Source organism: Parashewanella curva (assembly GCF_003675895.1).
GTDB classification, from domain to species: domain Bacteria; phylum Pseudomonadota; class Gammaproteobacteria; order Enterobacterales; family Shewanellaceae; genus Parashewanella; species Parashewanella curva.
This window is the reverse complement of the sequence record NZ_ML014779.1, coordinates 19,953-40,455: the sequence shown is the minus strand read 5'-3', so window position 1 is coordinate 40,455 and position 20,503 is coordinate 19,953. Positions and strand designations below refer to the sequence as shown.

Annotated in this window: 16 protein-coding genes and 3 tRNA genes; 3 read left to right on the top strand and 16 right to left on the bottom strand. The window is 39.7% G+C overall.

Annotation, left to right across the window (positions count from 1 at the left end; translation table 11 throughout):
• Nucleotides 1-279: 279 nt before the first annotated feature.
• From D5018_RS11265 to D5018_RS11255, 3 genes are all read right to left on the bottom strand, one after another.
• Nucleotides 280-355: transfer RNA gene (locus tag D5018_RS11265), tRNA-Phe, on the bottom strand.
• Between the two features lie 52 nt (nucleotides 356-407).
• Nucleotides 408-483 (bottom strand) — tRNA-Thr (locus D5018_RS11260).
• 18 nt (nucleotides 484-501) lie between these two features.
• Nucleotides 502-577: transfer RNA gene (locus D5018_RS11255), tRNA-Phe, on the bottom strand.
• A 259-nt stretch (nucleotides 578-836) separates the two neighbouring features.
• Here D5018_RS11255 and D5018_RS11250 point away from each other — a divergent pair.
• Nucleotides 837-2,687 carry a hypothetical protein gene (locus tag D5018_RS11250; protein ID WP_121839106.1) on the top strand — a complete coding sequence of 617 codons (1,851 nt, stop codon included), beginning with the start codon at nucleotides 837-839 and terminating at the stop codon, nucleotides 2,685-2,687.
• 12 nt (nucleotides 2,688-2,699) lie between these two features.
• Here D5018_RS11250 and yiaY read toward each other — a convergent pair whose 3' ends face one another.
• Nucleotides 2,700-3,848 carry an L-threonine dehydrogenase gene (gene yiaY, locus D5018_RS11245; RefSeq protein ID WP_121839105.1) on the bottom strand — a complete coding sequence of 383 codons (1,149 nt, stop codon included), beginning with the start codon at nucleotides 3,846-3,848 and terminating at the stop codon, nucleotides 2,700-2,702.
• A gap of 349 nt (nucleotides 3,849-4,197) precedes the next feature.
• On the opposite strand from yiaY, the gene D5018_RS11240 reads away from it, so the two are divergent.
• Entirely contained in the window at nucleotides 4,198-4,749 is a 552-nt protein-coding gene (locus D5018_RS11240; protein ID WP_121839104.1) for a prepilin-type N-terminal cleavage/methylation domain-containing protein, read from the top strand.
• Nucleotides 4,750-4,786: 37 nt separating this feature from the next.
• Here the strand turns inward: D5018_RS11240 and D5018_RS11235 are convergent, their stop codons facing one another.
• From D5018_RS11235 to trhP, 7 genes are all read right to left on the bottom strand, one after another.
• Nucleotides 4,787-6,130 carry an OprO/OprP family phosphate-selective porin gene (locus tag D5018_RS11235; protein WP_121839103.1) on the bottom strand — a complete coding sequence of 448 codons (1,344 nt, stop codon included), beginning with the start codon at nucleotides 6,128-6,130 and terminating at the stop codon, nucleotides 4,787-4,789.
• A gap of 33 nt (nucleotides 6,131-6,163) precedes the next feature.
• The gene (locus D5018_RS11230; protein WP_165905045.1) at nucleotides 6,164-7,600 is read right to left on the bottom strand and encodes a class-II fumarase/aspartase family protein; all 1,437 of its coding nucleotides are present in this window, start codon (nucleotides 7,598-7,600) and stop codon (nucleotides 6,164-6,166) included.
• A 41-nt stretch (nucleotides 7,601-7,641) separates the two neighbouring features.
• Nucleotides 7,642-8,982: an SLC13 family permease gene (locus tag D5018_RS11225; RefSeq protein WP_121839101.1), complete on the bottom strand. Its 1,341-nt coding sequence runs from the start codon at nucleotides 8,980-8,982 to the stop codon at nucleotides 7,642-7,644.
• A 175-nt stretch (nucleotides 8,983-9,157) separates the two neighbouring features.
• A complete protein-coding gene (locus tag D5018_RS11220) occupies nucleotides 9,158-9,418 on the bottom strand; it encodes a YfhL family 4Fe-4S dicluster ferredoxin (protein ID WP_121839100.1) in 261 nt (86 codons plus the stop codon).
• A 181-nt stretch (nucleotides 9,419-9,599) separates the two neighbouring features.
• A complete protein-coding gene (locus D5018_RS11215; protein WP_121839099.1) occupies nucleotides 9,600-9,836 on the bottom strand; it encodes a hypothetical protein in 237 nt (78 codons plus the stop codon).
• 293 nt (nucleotides 9,837-10,129) lie between these two features.
• Nucleotides 10,130-10,567, bottom strand: a complete 438-nt coding sequence (locus D5018_RS11210; protein ID WP_121839098.1) for a hypothetical protein — start codon at nucleotides 10,565-10,567, stop codon at nucleotides 10,130-10,132.
• Nucleotides 10,568-10,710: 143 nt separating this feature from the next.
• Nucleotides 10,711-12,096 carry a prephenate-dependent tRNA uridine(34) hydroxylase TrhP gene (gene trhP / locus D5018_RS11205; RefSeq protein WP_121839097.1) on the bottom strand — a complete coding sequence of 462 codons (1,386 nt, stop codon included), beginning with the start codon at nucleotides 12,094-12,096 and terminating at the stop codon, nucleotides 10,711-10,713.
• Between the two features lie 264 nt (nucleotides 12,097-12,360).
• Between trhP and D5018_RS11200 the strand changes: the two genes are divergently transcribed.
• Nucleotides 12,361-13,890 carry a putative bifunctional diguanylate cyclase/phosphodiesterase gene (locus D5018_RS11200; RefSeq protein ID WP_121839096.1) on the top strand — a complete coding sequence of 510 codons (1,530 nt, stop codon included), beginning with the start codon at nucleotides 12,361-12,363 and terminating at the stop codon, nucleotides 13,888-13,890.
• Here the strand turns inward: D5018_RS11200 and D5018_RS11195 are convergent.
• From D5018_RS11195 to ettA, 5 genes are all read right to left on the bottom strand, one after another.
• Entirely contained in the window at nucleotides 13,847-14,260 is a 414-nt protein-coding gene (locus D5018_RS11195) for a thioesterase family protein (RefSeq protein ID WP_121839095.1), read from the bottom strand. The two genes, D5018_RS11200 and D5018_RS11195, sit on opposite strands and share 44 nt — an antisense overlap.
• A 12-nt stretch (nucleotides 14,261-14,272) precedes the next feature.
• The gene (locus D5018_RS11190) at nucleotides 14,273-14,746 is read right to left on the bottom strand and encodes a LabA-like NYN domain-containing protein (protein ID WP_121839094.1); all 474 of its coding nucleotides are present in this window, start codon (nucleotides 14,744-14,746) and stop codon (nucleotides 14,273-14,275) included.
• Between the two features lie 169 nt (nucleotides 14,747-14,915).
• Nucleotides 14,916-17,411, bottom strand: coding sequence for a hypothetical protein (locus tag D5018_RS11185; RefSeq protein ID WP_121839093.1), 2,496 nt, complete (start codon nucleotides 17,409-17,411; stop codon nucleotides 14,916-14,918).
• 418 nt (nucleotides 17,412-17,829) lie between these two features.
• Nucleotides 17,830-18,402 carry a dienelactone hydrolase family protein gene (locus D5018_RS11180; RefSeq protein WP_121839092.1) on the bottom strand — a complete coding sequence of 191 codons (573 nt, stop codon included), beginning with the start codon at nucleotides 18,400-18,402 and terminating at the stop codon, nucleotides 17,830-17,832.
• A 48-nt stretch (nucleotides 18,403-18,450) separates the two neighbouring features.
• The gene (gene ettA, locus D5018_RS11175; RefSeq protein WP_121839091.1) at nucleotides 18,451-20,118 is read right to left on the bottom strand and encodes an energy-dependent translational throttle protein EttA; all 1,668 of its coding nucleotides are present in this window, start codon (nucleotides 20,116-20,118) and stop codon (nucleotides 18,451-18,453) included.
• Nucleotides 20,119-20,503: the final 385 nt, after the last annotated feature.

The window sequence follows — 20,503 nt, the reverse complement described above, 5'->3', positions numbered from 1 at the left end:
TTGTTGCTTTAAGTCTTAATTCCAATCATATCCTTTATCTCTCCGTTATAAATCTGTTTATGAGTCTGAGTATTGGTCCAACAATATGTGTTATTTCTTTTTGTGCTACCTGACGGTCACTTAATAAAACCATCCCATTTTGATTTTCTGGCGGTAAAGTTAAAGGAGTATGATTTTCCTATACAAGCTCTTTAGGTAAGTAACGTTCAGATACTACAAGCTTAATAAAAATAAGTAGTTAATAATGATTAATCTTGAAATTGAGTAAAGAAATAAAGATGGTGCCCGAACCCGGAATCGAACCAGGGACACGAGGATTTTCAATCCTCTGCTCTACCAACTGAGCTATTCGGGCAGTGATATAAACTAAATTGTTTATCTGTTCTCCTTTTTAATAAGGAGAGGAATGGTGCCGACACCAAGAGTCGAACTCGGGACCTACTGATTACAAGTCAGTTGCTCTACCAACTGAGCTATGTCGGCACATTCTCTAAATAAAAATGGTGCCCGAACCCGGAATCGAACCAGGGACACGAGGATTTTCAATCCTCTGCTCTACCAACTGAGCTATTCGGGCTTCTTTCACTAGATACAACTTTGTTTTCAAAGCTGCTCTGTGGAAGCGGGCGTAATCATATAGCGGAGAGTTCAGGCTCGCAAGTTCTTTTTAATAAAAGAATGTTTGATTGCTGAGTAAGTGTTCAAAGTGAGACGAAAATCTACAATTTATCGAGAATAAGCTAATAAAACTGCTGAAAACGATGTTTATGGGACTGCCGATTTGACTATCAGCTGAATAAGGATTCATTGTATTTTGCTTTTATAATTGTTTTGTAATGAAATTACACAAAATAATTTACGAGCAAGATGCAGTGAGCAGTCAGTTTCCTATTTTCTCAGTATCTCCTTATAGTGAAAGCTTACCTGCTATATCCTATCCAATGGAAGGCTTCCCCTCACCCTCAGACGAAATTGCAGCTAATTATCACCAAACTACGATGCTCGGTATGTGTGAATATCAATATTTTCCAGACCTTTCAGAGCATACACTTTCTCCGCGAGTTGCATCTCCTTTATCACAATGGTTTGACAGATCGACATTTGAAAATGGGTATAAACCAGCTTTGTTAAAGGTGCCTGAAGGGGTTAGTCGGCTTGCGAGTTTATATTTGCAAGATGAGTATCTGCCAGCAACAACATCGCTTAAGGAATTAAGAAGAATTGTTTTTGAAATTATGAAAGTGTTTTCTGATTATAAGGGGGAAGAACAAGGGAAAGTTAGACAATATTATACAGATCTAAAACAAATCATATTTGAAATTTGTCCGGAGTTAAAAATAAAACCCTCCCTTAATATCTGTAGATCCTTTTTTAAAATATGCATAGAGAGTGAATGCTTTGACGGCATCATACAGTTAGAAAGTATGGCTACAAATTGGGGCTTAAACAGACTTCGAGGGTTTTATGAAGCTTTTTTAGCTTGTTTAATTTGCGCACCCTATGAAATAGGAGACGGTTGGCTTAATGAGCATTACGCTATGGTTGATGATAATAATTTGACTCCTAAGTTTGCTTACATGGCCAATAAAATCTCAAGTTGGATGGATGACATAATTGCAGGAAAGCTAAATAATAGGCTGGTTCAGATAGAGAGGTTTAAGGGGTATTCAGCATTTTATGGTTTCTTAACGCATAAAATGCTGTTAAATGGGGATGTTCTAAAAATACTACCTTTAATTAAAGATAGAGATTTATCCGCGCAAGCAACATGTAAAATATTAAACACATTGGCAGATAGAATTGTCTTGAATCAAGGTATTTTATTTGAACTGCAAACTAACCAAGATAAGCAAGATCAGTTTCAAGATTTAATTCATAACCTTATCACTAGGTGCGGCACTGAATATATTTCTGCCTATAATGCAGTTCAAAAGTTAATACAAAATCAAGCTTTGATGCTAACTAACCGTGGTTTTTGTGTAATCATTTTATATTTAGCCAAATACTCCACAACCTTGGAAGATATACTCACAAAGGCCTCCAATAGATGGGGGTTCAGCATTACCATTGAGTGCTGTAATGAATATTTACATAGGTTGGCTATATCTGAATGTAAGTCTGAACAAATCAGGAGAATACTGGAAGTATTAGCTTACAAGAAATTGTCACCATCATTGACTACTTCGCGACTGTATTTGCGAGCATGTTCATTGAGTGGGGCGGGTTTAGCTGTTAACGCCCTTACCGACCACTTAATCAACAATGCTATAAAAATACCATGTTGGCATTTTATCAATGCCTTTTTTGTGACTTGTATTGAATTGAGAGCTATCGCTAGTGCGCAATACTTTTTGTTTGAATACGTCGATAAGATTTGCGGCATGGAACTTTCTGTTGATAATGTAAATTATTATCTAATTTTAGGTGTAGTGTTAGGACAAACGGATACGGTGAAGAGTGACTTAGTAAAACACTTTAAAAGACAAATAGTAGATGCTACACATAAAGAAATTGAAGCAAGTGTATATGCATTAAGGGGTACGGAACTTTATGATCCTTGTTCACTTTTCGACTGGTATTTAACTCCTGCAACAAGACAAAGTTTAATTGGTTTAGGTATCCAGCAAACCAAAAGAGCCATTCCTTATCTAAGAATGACTCTGTTTAACGAATCTAATTCAACCTGATTTTAGGTGAATTTAAAGTGCATTTTTGAAGATTGCACAGATTTCTTCATGAGTCGCTTGTTTAGGGTTGGTGAAACCACAAGCATCTTTTAACGCATTGTCAGCTAATGTCGGAATATCTTCTGCTTTAACACCCAACTCAGTCAAAGAAGCTGGAATATCAATTCTTGCTGAAAGTGCTTTAATCGCCTCAATACCAGCAGCAGCACCTTGCTCGTCACTCATTTCAGCTGCATCAACACCCATCGCAATTGCTACGTCTTTTAAGCGAGCTGGAACAACTTGTGCGTTGTACTCTTGTACGTGTGGTAGAAGTAGCGCGTTACAAACACCATGTGGAAGGTCATAAAAACCACCAAGTTGGTGAGCCATTGCGTGAACATAGCCTAAGCTTGCATTGTTGAATGCCATACCTGCTAAGAACTGAGCGTAAGCCATTTGCTCACGAGCTTCGATGTTTTGACCATCTTTAACCGCATTTTCTAAATTGTCACGAATAAGTTCAATCGCTTTAATCGCGCATGCATCAGTAATTGGGTTTGCCGCAATAGACACGTAAGCTTCAATGGCGTGAGTTAATGCATCCATACCAGTAGCTGCAGTTAGTGCTTTTGGCTTTTTGAGCATTAGCTCAGGATCGTTCACAGATAAGATAGGCGTGGTGTTCTTATCAACGATAGCCATTTTGATGTGACGGTCTTCATCTGTGATGATGCAGAAACGAGTCATTTCACTTGCAGTGCCCGCAGTAGTGTTGATTGCAACAAGAGGCAGTTGTGGGTGAGCAGAAACATCAACACCTTCGTAATCTTTAATGCTGCCACCGTTAGTTGCAACTAAAGCAATACCTTTCGCGCAATCGTGTGGAGAACCACCACCTAAAGAAATAACAAAGTCACAGTCATTTTCTTTTAGGATTTTTAAACCTGCTTCAACGTTGCCTACAGTTGGGTTAGGTTGAGTGCCATCAAAAATAAATGACTCAATGCTTACATCAGCAAGCTTAGCAACTAAACCGCCAGCAATACCGATTTCAACTAATGGCTTATCAGTAACAATAAGTGCGCGTTTGAAGCCTAGAGTTTTAATATCACCAATGGCGTCATCTACTGCGCCTTGACCTAATACATTGACTGAAGGAATAAAAAATTTAGCAGCCATGATGCGTTCCTTTTATAAAGTTTAAATTTAATGTTTAAATGCAATTCCGCTTATCTCTCACCGAAAACTAAATGGAATTGCCTCTTTTTCTGACTACTAAGTTAACAAGGTCAAAATGACTGTGCTGTGATTTAGATCAAACATTCTAAATGGCTAAAAATAATGATGAATTTTATGTAAGCAATGTCTGCTTTTTATGAAAATTTGACTCGTTATCACGATATTCAATAGCTGTGTTTTAAAATCACAAATTAAGAATTTTTCCTTTTGTACTTTTGTGTGGAGTAAATATTCTATATCATTCCAGCTAACAAGCTTATGGCTTTGCATTTTCTAAAATGGATTAAGAATGATGTTTGACTTAAAAGTTGCGGTTAACCGATCAGAAAAAGGATTCACGCTTATAGAGTTGGTGATGGTTATTGTGATCGTAGGAATCATAAGTATTGTTGCGCTGCCTAAGTTTATGGATTTTAAACGAGATGCAAGAATTGCTGCTATAGAGCGGCTAGCTGCTTCTATGAAGAGCGCAGCTGAAATGGCACATGCAAAGGCTGTGATGAAAGGTATTGGAAAGCAGTATATAGCCAGTGTGGATATTGATGGTATTCAGGTTAGTTTTGTTAATCAGTATCCATATCAAGAGAGCAGAGGGATTCTGAGGCTTCTAGATAGAGATATCGCAGGATACGGAAGTGGCTCAAATAATACCACACATGATTTAGTGTTTCATGGTAGCAGTGGTTTTGTTGTCGGCTTTGGAGAGTTATCTGGCGATGGCACAAATGGAACACCTGCAACATCACCAGAAAGTACAAACTGTTTTATTAGATACAAAACGGGAGTACCGAGCGCTCCTTTAGACAGTCCAGAAGTCTCAGTGATAACATCAGGCTGTTAAACATCACTCTGGCTGCTATTGAATAATTTGTTTTTTATTAAAACAAGTACTGAACTCGAGCAACTACACCTTTTCCTTTATCCTGTGAGTTGCTCAACGCCGCTAACGCATCACTACTACCAGAAACTTTGGTATCTAAATAGTCAAACATAAGCCTGACTTGCGGATTAACGTAATAATTCATACCTAAAGTGAGCACCTCCACTTCAGTCCCTTGTGGTTCATTATCCAGCTCAGCGTTATCGAATTTGCTATCTGCATCACTGAATCTGACATAAGCTTCAAGTGCATGACGAATCCCTTTAGGTTGTGAAAATACGCCTTTAGCTTGATCATAATATCGAGATTCACCCGTTATAAAATAGCTACCAGTGACATAATAGCCTGAAAGGTTTGGCTTAGAGTCTGCTGAATCGACGGTATCTGTATTGCGTTTTATATATTCTGATTGAAGCGAAAATGGTCCATAAACGCCGGCAAATTCTACCCCGCCTTCAGTGATATTTTTAACAGCAACATCTTGCCCACCCATTCTTGAATCCAGTAATCGAATATTAGTATTTCGGATTTCACCTCTTGCACGATTTCTAAACTTGGCATCACCATTGTCTCTATACGACCCCCAAATACCCAAATGAATCACTTTATCTTTAGTAGCGATTGGTGCGAAGTTAGCTCGGCCGGTAAATGCCCAGAGGTTTTTTCCATTAGCATCTTCGCGACCGTTGCTTGAACCATCTGCCGCTTGATACATACCAACGGCATATCGCAAACCATATTGTTTAAAATTTTGATTTACTCGTAGCCCCCAATTGAAGAAGGGAGAGACAGCATTGACTATGGTTGAGCGAGAAATCGTCGTGATGTAATTGCTGCTGGTGGTGGCTTCAAGAGTCGTGTCCTCTTTGATTTTTCCGACTTGAACCTGAGGGCCTCCCATTTTTTTGAAGCCGTTGTAACTCAAAATAGCATTTTGAATTCGTCCATCTTCTCTGTTGGTTCCTGAGCGATTCCCACCACCAAAAGCAAGTGTGAACTTGTAACTCCAGATAGGATTCATATTGCCAGATATGCCAATTCGAGCCCGCCGAATAAATAAATCACTTGCACGTTTTCCTTGGTTCATTCCATTATAGGCACCGTCAAAGTTATCATAATCGAGGTGAAAGCGGCCGTTGAGTTTAAAACTTGAACCAGAATTTTTATTGGATATTCGTAACCCACCTCCCGTGGTTTTTATTTTTGTTGCGCTCTTTTCAAGTTTCGATATACGTTGTTTTAATTGGTTGGTTTCATCATTTCTAGAATGAGCAAAGGCTACATGACTTGCTAGCAGCTCAATGCAAACCATGCTCATTAGCATTTTTTTATTGATAGTCATAACAAACTTCTTATGTCAGTTGGTTAAAAGCAATCAAATTCCTTTTTTTACTGTCCTTACGGCTCTATCCACCATCTCTGGTGCTGCACCAAGATAGTTTTCGGGGTTCAGTAATCGGTCTAAATTGTCGCCGATACTCTTCTTGAGAGTAGGGTTGGATAAAATAACTTGTCGAAATGTTTGATTGGGTTTGGCTTTTTTTATCGCAGCCTTAACCATTTTGTAGGCTTTGTCTCTACCAATTTTTACAGCTAAGTATTGCATGACTGCTTGCGACATCGAGTAGCCTTGGGATAACTCTAGGTTTTGTTTCATTCTTTCTGGATAAACCTTGAGCTTAGAGAACATTCTTTCTGCTCTATTTAGTGATTCTGATGTGATCAAAAACATTTCAGGGATAAGAGACCACTCTGCAATCCATGGAGAGCCAGTTCGTGTATCTGCATGATCTGTGATTTCTAGCGCTCCAGACATTCTGACTCTCGCCATACGAGCAAGGCCACTCATAAATTCTGATGCTCTTGGGTTTTTCTTTTGAGGCATAGTACTACTAGCGCCTCCTTCACCTTCTTTAACTTCACCTACTTCTATGCGGGACCAGTTATTAATGTCAGTAGCAAGACGACTGAGAGTGCCATTTATTAGGCCAACTACTGCAAGGGTTTCTGCAAAGTGGTCTCTACTTGCGTTCCAAGGAATTATTGGAACGTTTAAATTAAGCTGTTTGTTGACTTCGGCTTCGACTTTTAGCCCTTTGGGGCCAGTTGCAGCTAATGTACCGACCGCACCAGTAGATTGCCCAATGGATACTCGAGGTAATAATTCTGCAATTCGTTGTCTGTGGTGGTAGAACTCCACCATATAAGTGGCCATACGAAAACCGAAGGAGGTTGGGGTAGCTTGTTGGCCATTGGTTCTGGCAGCCATCACTGTGCGTTTGTATTTTTCCGATAATTGGGCGGTAAGCTTGATAACATCAGCGAGCTGTTTATCGAGGAGTTTGAGCGCATTTCTTATTTCTAAAACGGTTGCAGTATCCATTACGTCTTGGGTAGTGCTACCCCAGTGCAAGTAATTACTAACTGCTCGTCCTCCTTTTTTATTCACTAGCTTTATGAGGGTTTTAATGGGTCTTCCTACTTTGTTGGTGCCTGCACGCAAAGCGTTTATATCAATATTTTTAAATTGTGCAGCTTGCTCTATTTTACGAGCATTTGCTTTGGGGATTACCCCATACTTGGCTTGAGCGCTTGCTAAGACTCTCTCATATAGCAGCCAGTTTTTTATTTGGTTCTCATCGGAAAAAATAGATCGCATTTCGGGCGTGCCAAATAAGTCACGGTATATGGCAGAATCAAAGACTGATACATTTGGGGCGATAGTATTGGTGCTGGTTTTTGCTTGTGCAACATTACAGCACCCTGTAATTAGGTATATTGTTGTTGTCACAGCAGCGATAGTTTTGTTCATAGTCATTCCTCAATTTGGTGAATTATTTTGAGAAAAAGTGCTTAAATAAACCTCCAAATAAACTCAGCTAAAAGCAGTAAGATGATGATGCAACTTAAGCTTATGATCAGCCCATAGGACATCATACTATTCATCGGAACCTTGCCTGTGGCATATACAATGGCATTAGGGGGAGTTGAAATAGGTAGCATAAATGCACATGAAGCCGCGACGCCGATCATAGCAGCCATAATCATAGGGTTTACTCCCATAGCTTGGGAGGCTGGAGCAAAAATGGGGATTAAAATAGCTGCACTTGCGGTATTGCTAGAAAGCGTGGTTAGGAATACAACCAGTAATGCAACGGCAGTAAAAACGACCCAGTGTGTAGTGCCAACTAAGTATGTGCTAACTGAATGTGCAATGTAATCGCTTACTCCTGTTACCTTTAATACGGCTGACAACCCTAAACCTCCACCGAACAAAAGCAGCACACCCCATTCAACCTCTTTCTCAATATCTTTCCAGCCTACAACTCGAAAAATTCCCATCATTCCAATAGAAAAAAGTGCAATGACAACATCAATATTCTTTATCCCGCCTAGAAAAGTTGAGATGGGTTTAGAAAAAATCCAGAGCGCGATTGTTGATAGCGCAATAAATACAGTTAATTGGCGAGAACGGGTAAATTCAAACTGTTGCGGTGTGAAATCAAATGTTTGATTTAGGTCCGGTTTAATACAGAGCCAAAGAATGCCGATAACCAACGGAAGTAGACAAACTGAAGCAGGCAAGCCGTACCAAATCCAATCCATAAAACTTAAATTCATTTCATGGGCTACTATAGCGTTTGGAGGGCTCCCGACTAGAGTTGCTATACCGCCAGTGCTTGATGAATAAGCAAGGCCGAGCAAGGTAAAAACATAAACTTTAGTTGAAGGCGTCTTGGTACTTCTTTTTATTAGACTTAATGCTAAAGGCGTCATCACTGCGACAGTCGCGGTATTTGACATCCACATTGACATAAAAGCCGCGAATAAAAAAATAAGAAAAATAGCATTGAAAAGCTTTCCTTTAGCGAACAGAATAACTTTGTCTGCTAACAATAAATCCAACTCCTGTTTTTTTAAACATGCGGCAAGAGCAAAGCCGGCTAAAAATAGAAAAATAACAGGGGTTGAGAAGCTTGATAGGGCTTGCTTTAGTGGAAGTATTCCTGTTACGGCTGCGCATAAGGGAACTAATAACGCCGTAATACTGATTGGGATAGCCTCTGTTAACCAAAGGATTGCGATAAAAATAAATTCGCTAAAGCCTTTTGCTAAAAGCGGCTTAAATGGAAGAATGTTAAATAAGGTCGCATACAATAAAATATTAAATCCCACAAGGAAGCTTTTTTTCATAAAGAAAGCCTTTAGGTGGTAAAATTGTAAAGGTAAGCAATGAAGGGGTATGTTGTTTTATTCTGCCACCTCATGTTGTGAGAGGGATCACAAAATGACGGCTAATTTAGACGTGAGAAGGGAGATTTTATAGTACAAACGCTGGATTATTTATACTCACAGGGGCATCACTCGCTCAATCCAGCTTGATCTTTCCAGTCAAAATCCCGTACTTAACTAAAAGTTCATCTTGAGACTCTTCTCTATTAGGATCGGGATCAATACAATCAATAGGGCAAACAGAAATACAAGTGGGTTTATCATAATGGCCGACACACTCTGTGCACAGATCTGGATCTATCTCATAGATCTCTTCACCAAATGTGATAGCCTCGTTAGGGCACTCAGGCTCACACATATCACAGTTGATACACTTGTCATTAATTAGTAATGCCACGTTGTTGATATTCCTACAATAAATTCAGTTACAGCAAGGGTTTCAGAGAATATGTACCAACAAAGCGTGGTTACTATTGATTACCTTGAAAGGCGGTATTTTACTATAAAAGTCGGTTTTGCGTAACACAATTAATAACACACATTTTTTGTTGTAGGCTGTAAACGAAGTCTAATTGTGTTTATTGCCAGTCTGAACAATGGCTGGAATCACAAATTAATCCAACCCAATTTTTTATTTGTCCGTTGAATACCTGGTTGTTGGTATTCTTATCGATAACAAGTGCGGATACTTCTTCTAGTATTTTATCATTACCGAATATTTTTTCAGACAATGGGATTATATCCATAGTCATTTTATCTGGCACCGGAGCGGTTACTTTCCAAGTGATAGTAAGTTCATCATTGCTAGAGGCCATATACGGCCTCTAGTATTCTTAATATAGGAGTGCAGGTTTTGATGATTGGGTCTGTTTTTGTTCGTTATTGCAGGCTTCTGCTCCAGTTGTCGACATGATGCTATGCAGGGAAAAATTATTAACTAAGTTAAGGGAAGCAAGTTCATTTATCGAATAAAATGAATTAATACTTAGTAGGGGGAGGGTTATAAATAGTGCTGAATTCCGCATATTAATACCTGCTTGATCTTATTGGAAAGACATAAGAAAAACGGGATGGCTATCCGGTGAAATTGAATTCAATTTCTCTCTCATCACTTCCACCGTCGGCACTGAGTATCATTACAAATGATGCCCTGCTTGTTGTGCAGAAAGCCCCAAAAAAGCACTTTGTGAGTATTAGGGTTTACTACCTTTGTAAACTCTGAGATGAGAAAGTGTCGCGAGAAAAATAAAACACCAACATTATTGTGAATTAATACTTTCCCTGCGTGAATGCCAAATACGATGTTTACCTCTAGAGCATCTTGAGAGTTAAATACGAAGATAGGCATGCATGTTCTCATTTTTTCATGGGTTGCTCTGTTACAAAAATCCAATCCATTTTTAGGTGGAATAGGATCAAAGTTATTATCGAAGTGCATTTGTTTGGTGAACGTATCCTGAGTCTGAGCTGATGTTATGGCAGAATATGAAAACGCAGAGTAGAAAAATATTAACAGTAGTGGGAACACACGTTTTAGATATGACATTTTACTACCAATATAGCGGTTCATTTCAAAGAATTATATCAAGTAGTAATTCGACGATGATTACCTATTCATGTGCTTTTGATTAACACTTTTTCATAAAAAAGGCACTCGATGAGTGCCTTAGATTTGATTGCAGGGGAAGATTAAACTGTTGCCTGCTTTTCAGCTTGTGGGTTACGGGTATCTTGCCCATTTTGCAAGTTACGCAGCAAAATACCTTTATTCAAATCTACTTCTTTAGGTACATCAAGATAGACAATATGACCGTTACCTTTACCGGATTCTACAGCTTCACCTTTACGGTTTTCTAATCCTTCAATCTTAAGATTCATGTTACCTTGTGGTGTCATCAATTCAACGCTGTCACCAACCATAAATTTGTTTTTGACATCGATTTCAGCTAAACCTGCTGCATTACGAACACCTGTAAGTTCACCACAGAATTGTTGAGTGTCACTTACTGAATAACCGTAATCGTAATTTTGATATTCATCATGCACGTGGCGACGTAAGAAGCCTTCGGTATAACCTCGGTGAGCTAAGCCTTCTAGTTGACGCATTAGGTTAGGGTTGAATTCTTTACCCGCTACGGCATCAGCAATAGCTTGTTTGTAAAGTTGAGCGGTACGAGCAACATAGTAGAAAGACTTAGTTCTGCCTTCGATTTTTAGTGAATCGACACCGATTTTTGTTAAGCGCTCAACGTGTTGAATGGCACGTAAGTCTTTTGAGTTCATGATGTAAGTGCCATGCTCATCTTCAAATGCAGGCATATATTCACCAGGACGACCGGCTTCTTGTAGCAAATAGATATTGTCTGTCGAAGCTCCTTCACCTAAGGTTGGCTTTTCAATTTGAACACCATTATCGTTAGGGTTTACCGCGACTACATCACCACTTTCATCTTCTTTCGCTTCATGGGCGTCGTACTTCCAGCGGCAAGCGTTAGTGCATGTGCCTTGGTTAGGGTCACGCTTGTTGATGTAACCTGACAGTAAGCAACGACCTGAATACGCCATACATAAAGCACCATGTACGAATACTTCTAATTCGATATCTGGGCAGCGTTGACGGATTTCTTCGATTTCATCCAGTGACAGTTCACGAGATAAAATGACACGCTTGATGCCTTGCTGCTCCCAAAACTTAACCGATGCCCAGTTAATCGCATTAGCTTGAACTGACAGATGAACTTCTTGATCCGGAAACGCTTCACGAACCATCATGATCAGACCTGGATCTGACATGATTAGCGCGTCTGGTTTCATCGAAACCACTGGTTCCATATCGCGGATGTAGGTTTTTAATTTGGCATTGTGCGGGGCAATGTTACTTACTACATAAAGTTTTTTGCCCAATTCATGAGCTTCATCAATACCGGTTTTAAGGTTTTCAAGCTTAAAATCATTGTTACGGACGCGTAAGCTATACCGTGGCTGACCAGCGTAGACCGCGTCAGCGCCATAGGCGAAAGCGTAACGCATATTTTTAAGTGTGCCTGCAGGAGACAATAGCTCAGGTGTAAACATAAATACTCTCAAATTTTCCAGTAACAACGCCGCCGTTTGCGGGGAGCGTATTTTACTGAATCCCACCATTAGTATGCAAATTAATCCGACAAAATTACTAGGTTTTGATTTATGTCATTGCGAGTAAACAAATATTCAGGAAGAAATCGGTAATTTTCTAAGAAAACGACTTGTCATTTAAGGAGATTAGAGCCATATTTTGTTGAACAAAGTTTGCGCAACATTTAAATAATAAAAAATCAGCGACCAATAAGGATAATAGGCGTGTTAATTTTAGGGATAACTACAACTCTAGCCATAGCGTTAGTTATGCTTTGCTGGGTGTTATATAGTAAGTACAGAGAATCTAACCTTGAAGATGAGTTCATTAGTAAGCTTTCAAGTAAAATAGCACAACAAATTGAACATCGTACGCCATTAAAAATGTACGATGTCCCCCTACGTTATAGAATACTTTACTCCGCAATCGACAATTTCCTTAAAGTTATTCCACCCCCAACAGGCCTCGACAAACTTACAGGTTTGATGAATCGTATTGGTTTAAAAAGCCGTTTGGCCATGCTTATGCCGGTTAAAAAGGGCTATTTCGTATTGTTAGATATCCACCGATTTCGCTTTGTAAATAATATGTTTGGCTTTTCGTTGGGTGATCAATTACTAAAACGATTTACAGATAGACTCAAAACCATGCCACAACGACCAAGGTTAATGGCAAGAATGAGCGGCGCTGAATTCTTTTTGTATTTTGAACACTATTGCCCAATTGAAGATTTGCTTGAATTACAACAGCAACTACAAACACCTTTAAAAATTAACAACACTCCTATAAGTGTGAAATTAAAAATGGCGGTATTAGGGCTGGAAGAACACTATTCAGATGTCAGCACAATGCTGAAGAGATTAGATCTTGCCCTAAAAAAGTCTGTAACCAGTCCATTACTCTTTTCAAGCTATCAAGCCGGCGATGATCGAATTCAAGATCGAGAACTTGCAATTATTGCTGCGATACCAAAGGCGTTAACAAAAGATGAAATGAACATTGTTTATCAGCCCAAAGAATCGCTACCATGCAGCGGGTTTTCGCAAGTAGAAGCTTTGCTCCGTTGGGAGCACCCTGAGATAGGATTCATATCACCTGCGGAATTTATTCCCTTGGCAGAGCGAGCTGGAATGATCGATATTATCAGTCACTGGGTGATCGAAAAAGTACTGCATCAGCAAGTATTATGGCGTAGCGCAGGTTTATATACCCAAGTTGGAATAAACTTGTCTTCATCAGATTTATGTTGTGATAATTTGGTTAAAGATATTAAATCAGCGTTAGAGAGACACAATTTGCCCGGGGATTGCCTGAGTATTGAATTAACCGAAAGCAGTTTGATGGAAGATACCCTAAAAGCCACTGAAACACTGCATTCATTACGTGATTTAGGAATTTCGATTGCTATTGATGATTTTGGAACAGGTCATTCTTCACTTGCCTATTTAAAAAGACTCCCCATTGATGAAGTGAAAGTAGATCGATCTTTTTTAGAAGATATTTTTAATGACAAGGCTTCACTTTTTATTCTTGAAACCAGTATTAGTTTGCCTAAAAAGTTAGGGTTGGATGTGACCGTTGAAGGTGTGGAAAGCCGCAAAGTTCGCGAGTTGTTACTAAGAATGGGCGTAAACAAAATACAGGGCACTTATTATTCTGAGCCGCTAAAGCCTTTTGAATTAGAATTAAGGTGGGATGAACTCAGCAAAACTAGAATTGCTGAGTTAACTCGGCCATCAATGTATCTGGCATAGCGGTTAAATGTCTTTTGCTATTCATACACACCATCTCAATTTTTGCTATCACCGCTGGTTTAGTTGCATTTGGACGGTAAATTTCTTGATGCCAGACAGTGCGGTACTGGCTTTCGATGAAAAATCGAGTTCTTACATCAATGATATCACTAAATTCAACGCCTTCTTGGCAAGTCATTTCACTTTTATAAACGGCAAAGCCCAGTTGTTCTTGTTCCCACAGTTGCTTTAATCGCGCTGCCCCGATCACATGCTCTCTCGCTCTTTCAAAGTATTTTAAGAAATTAGGGTGATATACGACACCTGAAAAATCGGTGTCTTCGTAATAAATCTGGACTGGGAAGTGAAAGGTTTGACTCAAGTTGTGCATGTGTTTCTAGTGCTACCTTAGAAGTGAGTTGTTGATTTCTATGTATTCATTACAAGAATCAATCAGGGATTTAGCCGTCAAAGATGGTACACCAAAAACCTTAGTCTGGATATTGTACTTAGAAGATATTTTGGAAAGTAAAAGGCTGAAATCCCCATCACCAGAAAGTAAAACGACTTCGTCAACTTCTGGGGCTGCCTCTAGTACATCTATGGTTATACCGACATCCCAATCTCCTTTTGCAGAGCCATCGGCACGCTGAATAAAAGGCTTGAGTTTTACATCAAATCCGATGTGCCTTAGCGCATCTTGAAACTTAATTTGGCCGTTGTCATCCCGCTCAATGGCATAAGCGTGTGCGATGACGATATCACCTCGCTCACTAAGTTGAGCCCAAAATTTACGATAGTCAAACTGGCGACCAAAAGCTTCTCTAGTGGTGTAATAAATATTTTGAACATCGACAAATACAGCGATTCTGCTCACAAATAATCCTTAATTTATAGATAGCATCTACTTATTACTGAGCGATCATGATTGAATGCAGGTTGATGCTATTACAATACTTCAAAATTGAGCTTTTGATGTTATCACAGCATTGATGACTTGGCCTATGTAAGCTGGTGCCCCAGCTTACTGATTTTGAATATATGTATTACACAACAACTTGTCGCGATTGTAGCCTTATATTTTGTATGGGAGTTAGCTTCACATCTTTGCTCCGACTCCCTGCGGAGCCATTTCCAGCCAGTGGATCACTCAAATCTAAAGCTTCTAAAAAGTCATCCCACCGCTTTGCTTTTTGATGCCTGCATATTTTGAAGAAATTTTTGACTTCATTAAGGACTGCTTCAACCTCAGCTCTTTTGGCTGGTTGAGTTGAAAAAGAGTATTTTCGCTTAAGCATACCCTTTCTAAATAAGGTGTTTGAGAATGTTTGAAGTGAACTCTGTAATGCTGCAACTAGGCTTTCAGATTGCTGTTCAATGAAAGCTTCAGGGGATACTTTACCTTCCTCACTTTTTTTATGCTCAACAGCTATCGGTTGCTTCGTTGCCACTGGATTTGTTTTGACTTTAGTTGTTGCTACTGGCTTTTGTTGGACTTTAGTTGTGGTATCAGGATGTGTTGGTGTAACGGGGGGGGGAGTTTGATGATATGTAATTGGAAGCGCTGTAACAGGTGATTTTTGTAATTGCGATGAAGCCGTATCTCCAGCAGGGGAAGTCACGAGGTCAAGTGGATGCGGAGAATTCTCTGAAGTTACAGCTTGCTTCGCCCGCCGAGATGCTAATGGTTTATCCATTTTTAGGTCTGTTTTAGTGACTTGCAGCATTACTTTTACTAAGGCTATATCAGATACCACTGTACGATGACATACAACGGCTGCGGCTGTAGCGTTGATTTTTTCTTTGAGTCCGGTGACAGAATCGTATTTTGACGAAAGTATTGCTCTGTGGACATGAGCTTTGGCTTTAGACTCGTCGCATTGCAATTCTTCTTTCATGTACTCAGATATTACGGTGCTTATTAATGAAAGCGCTCCATTGCTTCTCCATCTAGGGCTGTTCGGAGCATATGTACGCGCAGCTTCATACCTATCCTTTACGAGTGCAGTTCTAAGATAAACATTTCGATCTGTATGTTGTAATATTCGCCCAAGGTTTTTATGTTTTTCTAATATACTACTGAGAGTACGGTCAGATAACTCAGGTAAGAAACTATCCAACTCTTTCAATAGGGTAAAGGTAAAGTATTGAATTGTTTGTTCGATGTCTATGTTTCCTAGTGTTTGAGTTAATATTTCCTCAATTGCTGATAACAGTTGGAGTTGAATTTCAACGTTGGGTTTAACTCGCGTCAACTCAACTGGCTTACCGACTTTATTCGCTTGTTCAACTAACTGTTTGACCTTTAAGAATGTTGATGATGTGTTCATTGATGAGGTGATGCTGGATTGAGCTTTAAACAGTTCTTGGTAAATCGCAGTTAAAACATAGTGCTTAGCTTCACTTATATCCATTTGCACACAATTAGCAAAAATCTCGGAGACTTGATTGAATTGTTGTTCAAAATTAAATGATTGTTGGTATTCATAAAGTTGAGATAAAAAATCAGAGTCAAATTGATTTAGAATACTTTCTATATTAGGTATGCTTTTTTCGCCGTTATTTTCAGCTGGTAAAGTTTTACTTATTGCACCTTCAAGATAAGGAAGTAAATTCACCCACGTTATATCAGCCGCTATAATAGCTCCTCTCAGTATATCCTTATGCATTTCAGTTATACCTTGAGAAATAGTGGCATTTAATTTTCTTAATTTATTTTCTCTTTCAAGTCTAGCTACTGCAACTATTGAAGTCTGTTTTATTTCGTTAACTGTGACATGGTTTTCTGTGGTGTCTAGTAAACTTGATAAATCACCTGTCTCGGTCTCATGAGGATTTACCGTTGGAGACGGTTGACTGTGTTCACCTACTTGTTGTTGTTTCGAAGGGGGGGGCAGGCGACGGTATCTAGTGGGTTGAAGGGGTTGCCCGATTTGTGTAGTAGGGAATCCACCGCCGGTTTGCGAGTATCCACCGACAGGTTGAGGGAATCCACCGCCGGTTTGCGAGTATCCACCGCCGGATTGTGGGTATCCACTGACGGGTTGTTGGTATCCACCTACGGGTTGTGGGTATCTACCGCCGGATTGTGGGTATCTACCGCCGGATTGTGGGTATTCACCGACGGGTTGTGGGTATCCACCGACGGGTTGTGGGTATCTACCGTCGGATTGCGGGTAGCTACTCATTTGTTGTGGAGTATATCCAGTAAGTTGACGTGGAGGAAATCCCCCCATTTGATGCAGATGTTGTTCACTCCAAGATGGTTGATATTGTGCTACAAAATACGGTGTTTGACTTCTAGGAGGTGCATCATGATGACTTGGAGGAAGATTGACAGGAGCATTATGAAAATTTAATGCAGCGAAGGCTTGAGTAACTTGTGCCTCTGAAAATGTATATGAATGAGTTGTTGGATTACAGTGTTGGTTGCTTGCTGAGCTACTCTGCTCCCCAGTACTTTCTGGTGGTAAGCCGCTCATAGCTTGGGCAGTAGGATAATGATGTTGAGCGGTCTCAGGGGGTATTGCAGGGTCAGTCATAGTATCTCCTTCATAAGTCATTTTTTTAGTGTAAAAACCTAAGTAGCTAAACAGTATGTATTGAAGATGTGTCACTTAAAAACTAAGTCTTGCTTTCTATCCATCTATCCTCTTTTTTATCACGAGTATATATTAACGGCGTGCCATTAATGCGTTGCCCAATTCAGTTAGTTCAATTTTATGCTTCAATAGTCTTTGATTTTGCATCGTTTTTGAATGATGTTTAATCTTAATTTTATTAATTATTGTTAACACACAAGAGCTTATGTGAAAGGCCAAATAGTGAGTTTTCCAGCTATCAATGCATTTAAATTTCTTTGAACAATTTTTCTTTGGGGGACTTCAAGTGCTTAAATTCGATATTTTTAACAAAATTCCTCTTCTATTAAAGGGGGGATTACGTTATGCATAGCTCAGACTAAATATAGGGAGCCTGAGATTTTGTTCGTAGGCGACCTTTGAGGAATGTTAGGTATTCTTGATACCCCTTTGAAGAAAAGTTAGGTGAGCATTGATTCATAAAACCATGCAGATATTCTGTTTGGATGATTTCAGTATTTGGTTTAGCTGCGAGCTTATCTATAACAGTTGGTAAATCAAAATGTGATTCTTTTCTAGGCATGATATGAATGGTTTTAAACTTCGGAGTTTTGTTTAGAGTATGCCTAATTTGTCCACCATAGAAGCAGATTGCAGTTTGAATATTATTTTCATGAATACGATCCGTAATATTCCAAATCGCAGATGCGCCAGAACTGAATCCAATCAAGTTTACAGGCATCTTTATCTGTTCCAATAATTCGTTAAGCGATTTCGAATACGAATCTATCCCAGAGTGTTCCATAAAGTAGCAGTATGCTTGCTGCTCATTTTTAAAGCTCATTAACTGACCATCATAAGAGTCGTGGATGATTGTTTCTGATCCAATTTCACATATTAGATTCTGGAGATAAGAAGTCATTCCCCAAATATCGCTAACGACAATATTCATAAATGCCTTAAAAAAACAGAGGCTCGTAAGCCTCTGTCTAAATTTGAATTACTTACTTATACGCTTGTATTTCAAACGGTGTGGTTCAATCACATCTGTACCTAAGTGCTCTTTTAACCATGCAGAATATTCAGTGTAGTTACCTTCGTAGAAGTTCACTTGGCCTTCATCACGGTAATCAAGAATATGAGTACAAATACGGTCTAAGAACCAGCGGTCATGCGAGATAACCATAGCGCAACCCGGGAATTCGACGATGGCTTCTTCAAGTGCACGCAAAGTTTCAACGTCAAGGTCGTTGGTTGGCTCATCGAGAAGTAATACGTTACCGCCGGCTTGCAGTAGTTTTGCTAAATGAACTCGGTTACGTTCACCACCTGATAGGCTGCCGATGATTTTCTGTTGATCACCACCTTTAAAGTTAAAACGACCTACATAAGCACGGCTTGGAATTTCCATATTGTTGATTCGAATGATGTCTTGACCGCCGGAAATTTCTTCCCAAATGGTGTTTTTGTCATTCATGGAGTCACGGAACTGTTCTACCGAAGCCAGTTGTACGGTATCACCCAATTCAATACTACCGCTATCAGGTTGCTCTGAACCTGATAGCATACGGAATAGCGTAGATTTACCAGCACCGTTTGCACCGATAATACCTACAATAGCGCCTTTAGGGACAGTGAACGATAAGTTATCAATCAAAACGCGGTCGCCATAAGACTTAGTTAAGTTATTTACCTCGATAACCTTGTCGCCCAAGCGCGGACCTGGTGGAATGAATAGTTCGTTAGTCTCGTTACGTTTTTGGTAATCGTTGGTATTAAGCTCTTCGAAACGAGCCATACGCGCTTTACCTTTAGACTGACGGCCTTTAGTACCTTGTCGTACCCACTCCAATTCTTTGGCAATGGTTTTTTGGCGGGCACTTTCAGCAGCAGACTCTTGCTTCAAGCGCACATCTTTTTGCTCAAGCCACGAGGTATAATTGCCTTCCCATGGAATACCTTCACCGCGGTCAAGTTCTAAAATCCAGCCTGCGGCATTATCCAAGAAATAACGGTCGTGGGTGATCGCCACAACAGTACCCGTATATTCATGGAGGAAGTTCTCAAGCCAAGCCACCGATTCTGCATCTAAGTGGTTGGTTGGTTCGTCAAGAAGCAACATTTCCGGCTTTTCAAGCAAAAGGCGACAAATCGCCACACGACGACGCTCACCACCTGATAATACTTCAATTTTTTCATCCCAATCTGGAAGGCGAAGTGCATTTGCTGCTCTGTCTAAAATCACATCAAGATTATGAGCATCTTGAGACTGAATAATCGCTTCAAGCTCACCTTGTTCTTTAGCTAGAGCATCAAAGTCAGCATCAGGTTCAGCATAAGCAGCATACACTTCGTCAAGACGAGTAAGTGCATTTTTTGCTTCAGCTACGGCTTCTTCAATGGTTTCGCGAACGGTTTTACTTTCATCAAGTCTTGGTTCTTGCGGAAGGTAGCCGATCTTCAGTCCAGGCATAGGGCGAGCTTCACCCTCAATCTCGGTATCAATACCTGCCATAATGCGAAGTAATGTCGATTTACCGGCGCCGTTTAGACCAAGTACACCGATTTTGGCGCCCGGGTAAAAGCTTAAAGAAATGTCTTTTAGGATTTGTTTTTTGGGTGGAACAACCTTGCCCACACGCAACATGCTATATACGAATTGTGCCATTGGTTATTTCTAAAATATGAATAAAGTGAACTAAATTGTATTGTAATCCTAGGAAAACTTAAACCCGATGGCTGAATTGTGATTTTTTACCTAGGGCCTGTTGATCTTTCAGGCTTAAATTTTGTGCTATTTGAGCGCTTTTCTGTTCAAGGCATGACCAGTGAAGCTTAGCTATCTAAGTAAGCTGTTCATAACACAGAACAGGAAGTGCTCAAAAGCATCGAAGACAGCGTAAATTGGTCACTTCTACTGCGTTATCGTTTGTTTATGTAGAATAACTACACCGCACAAACTCCGCCTTGCATAAGATAACCAATTTATCGCTGCAAAAATAAGCACGAAAGATCAACAGGCCCTAATATATGTCTGAAGCCCAATAGATAAT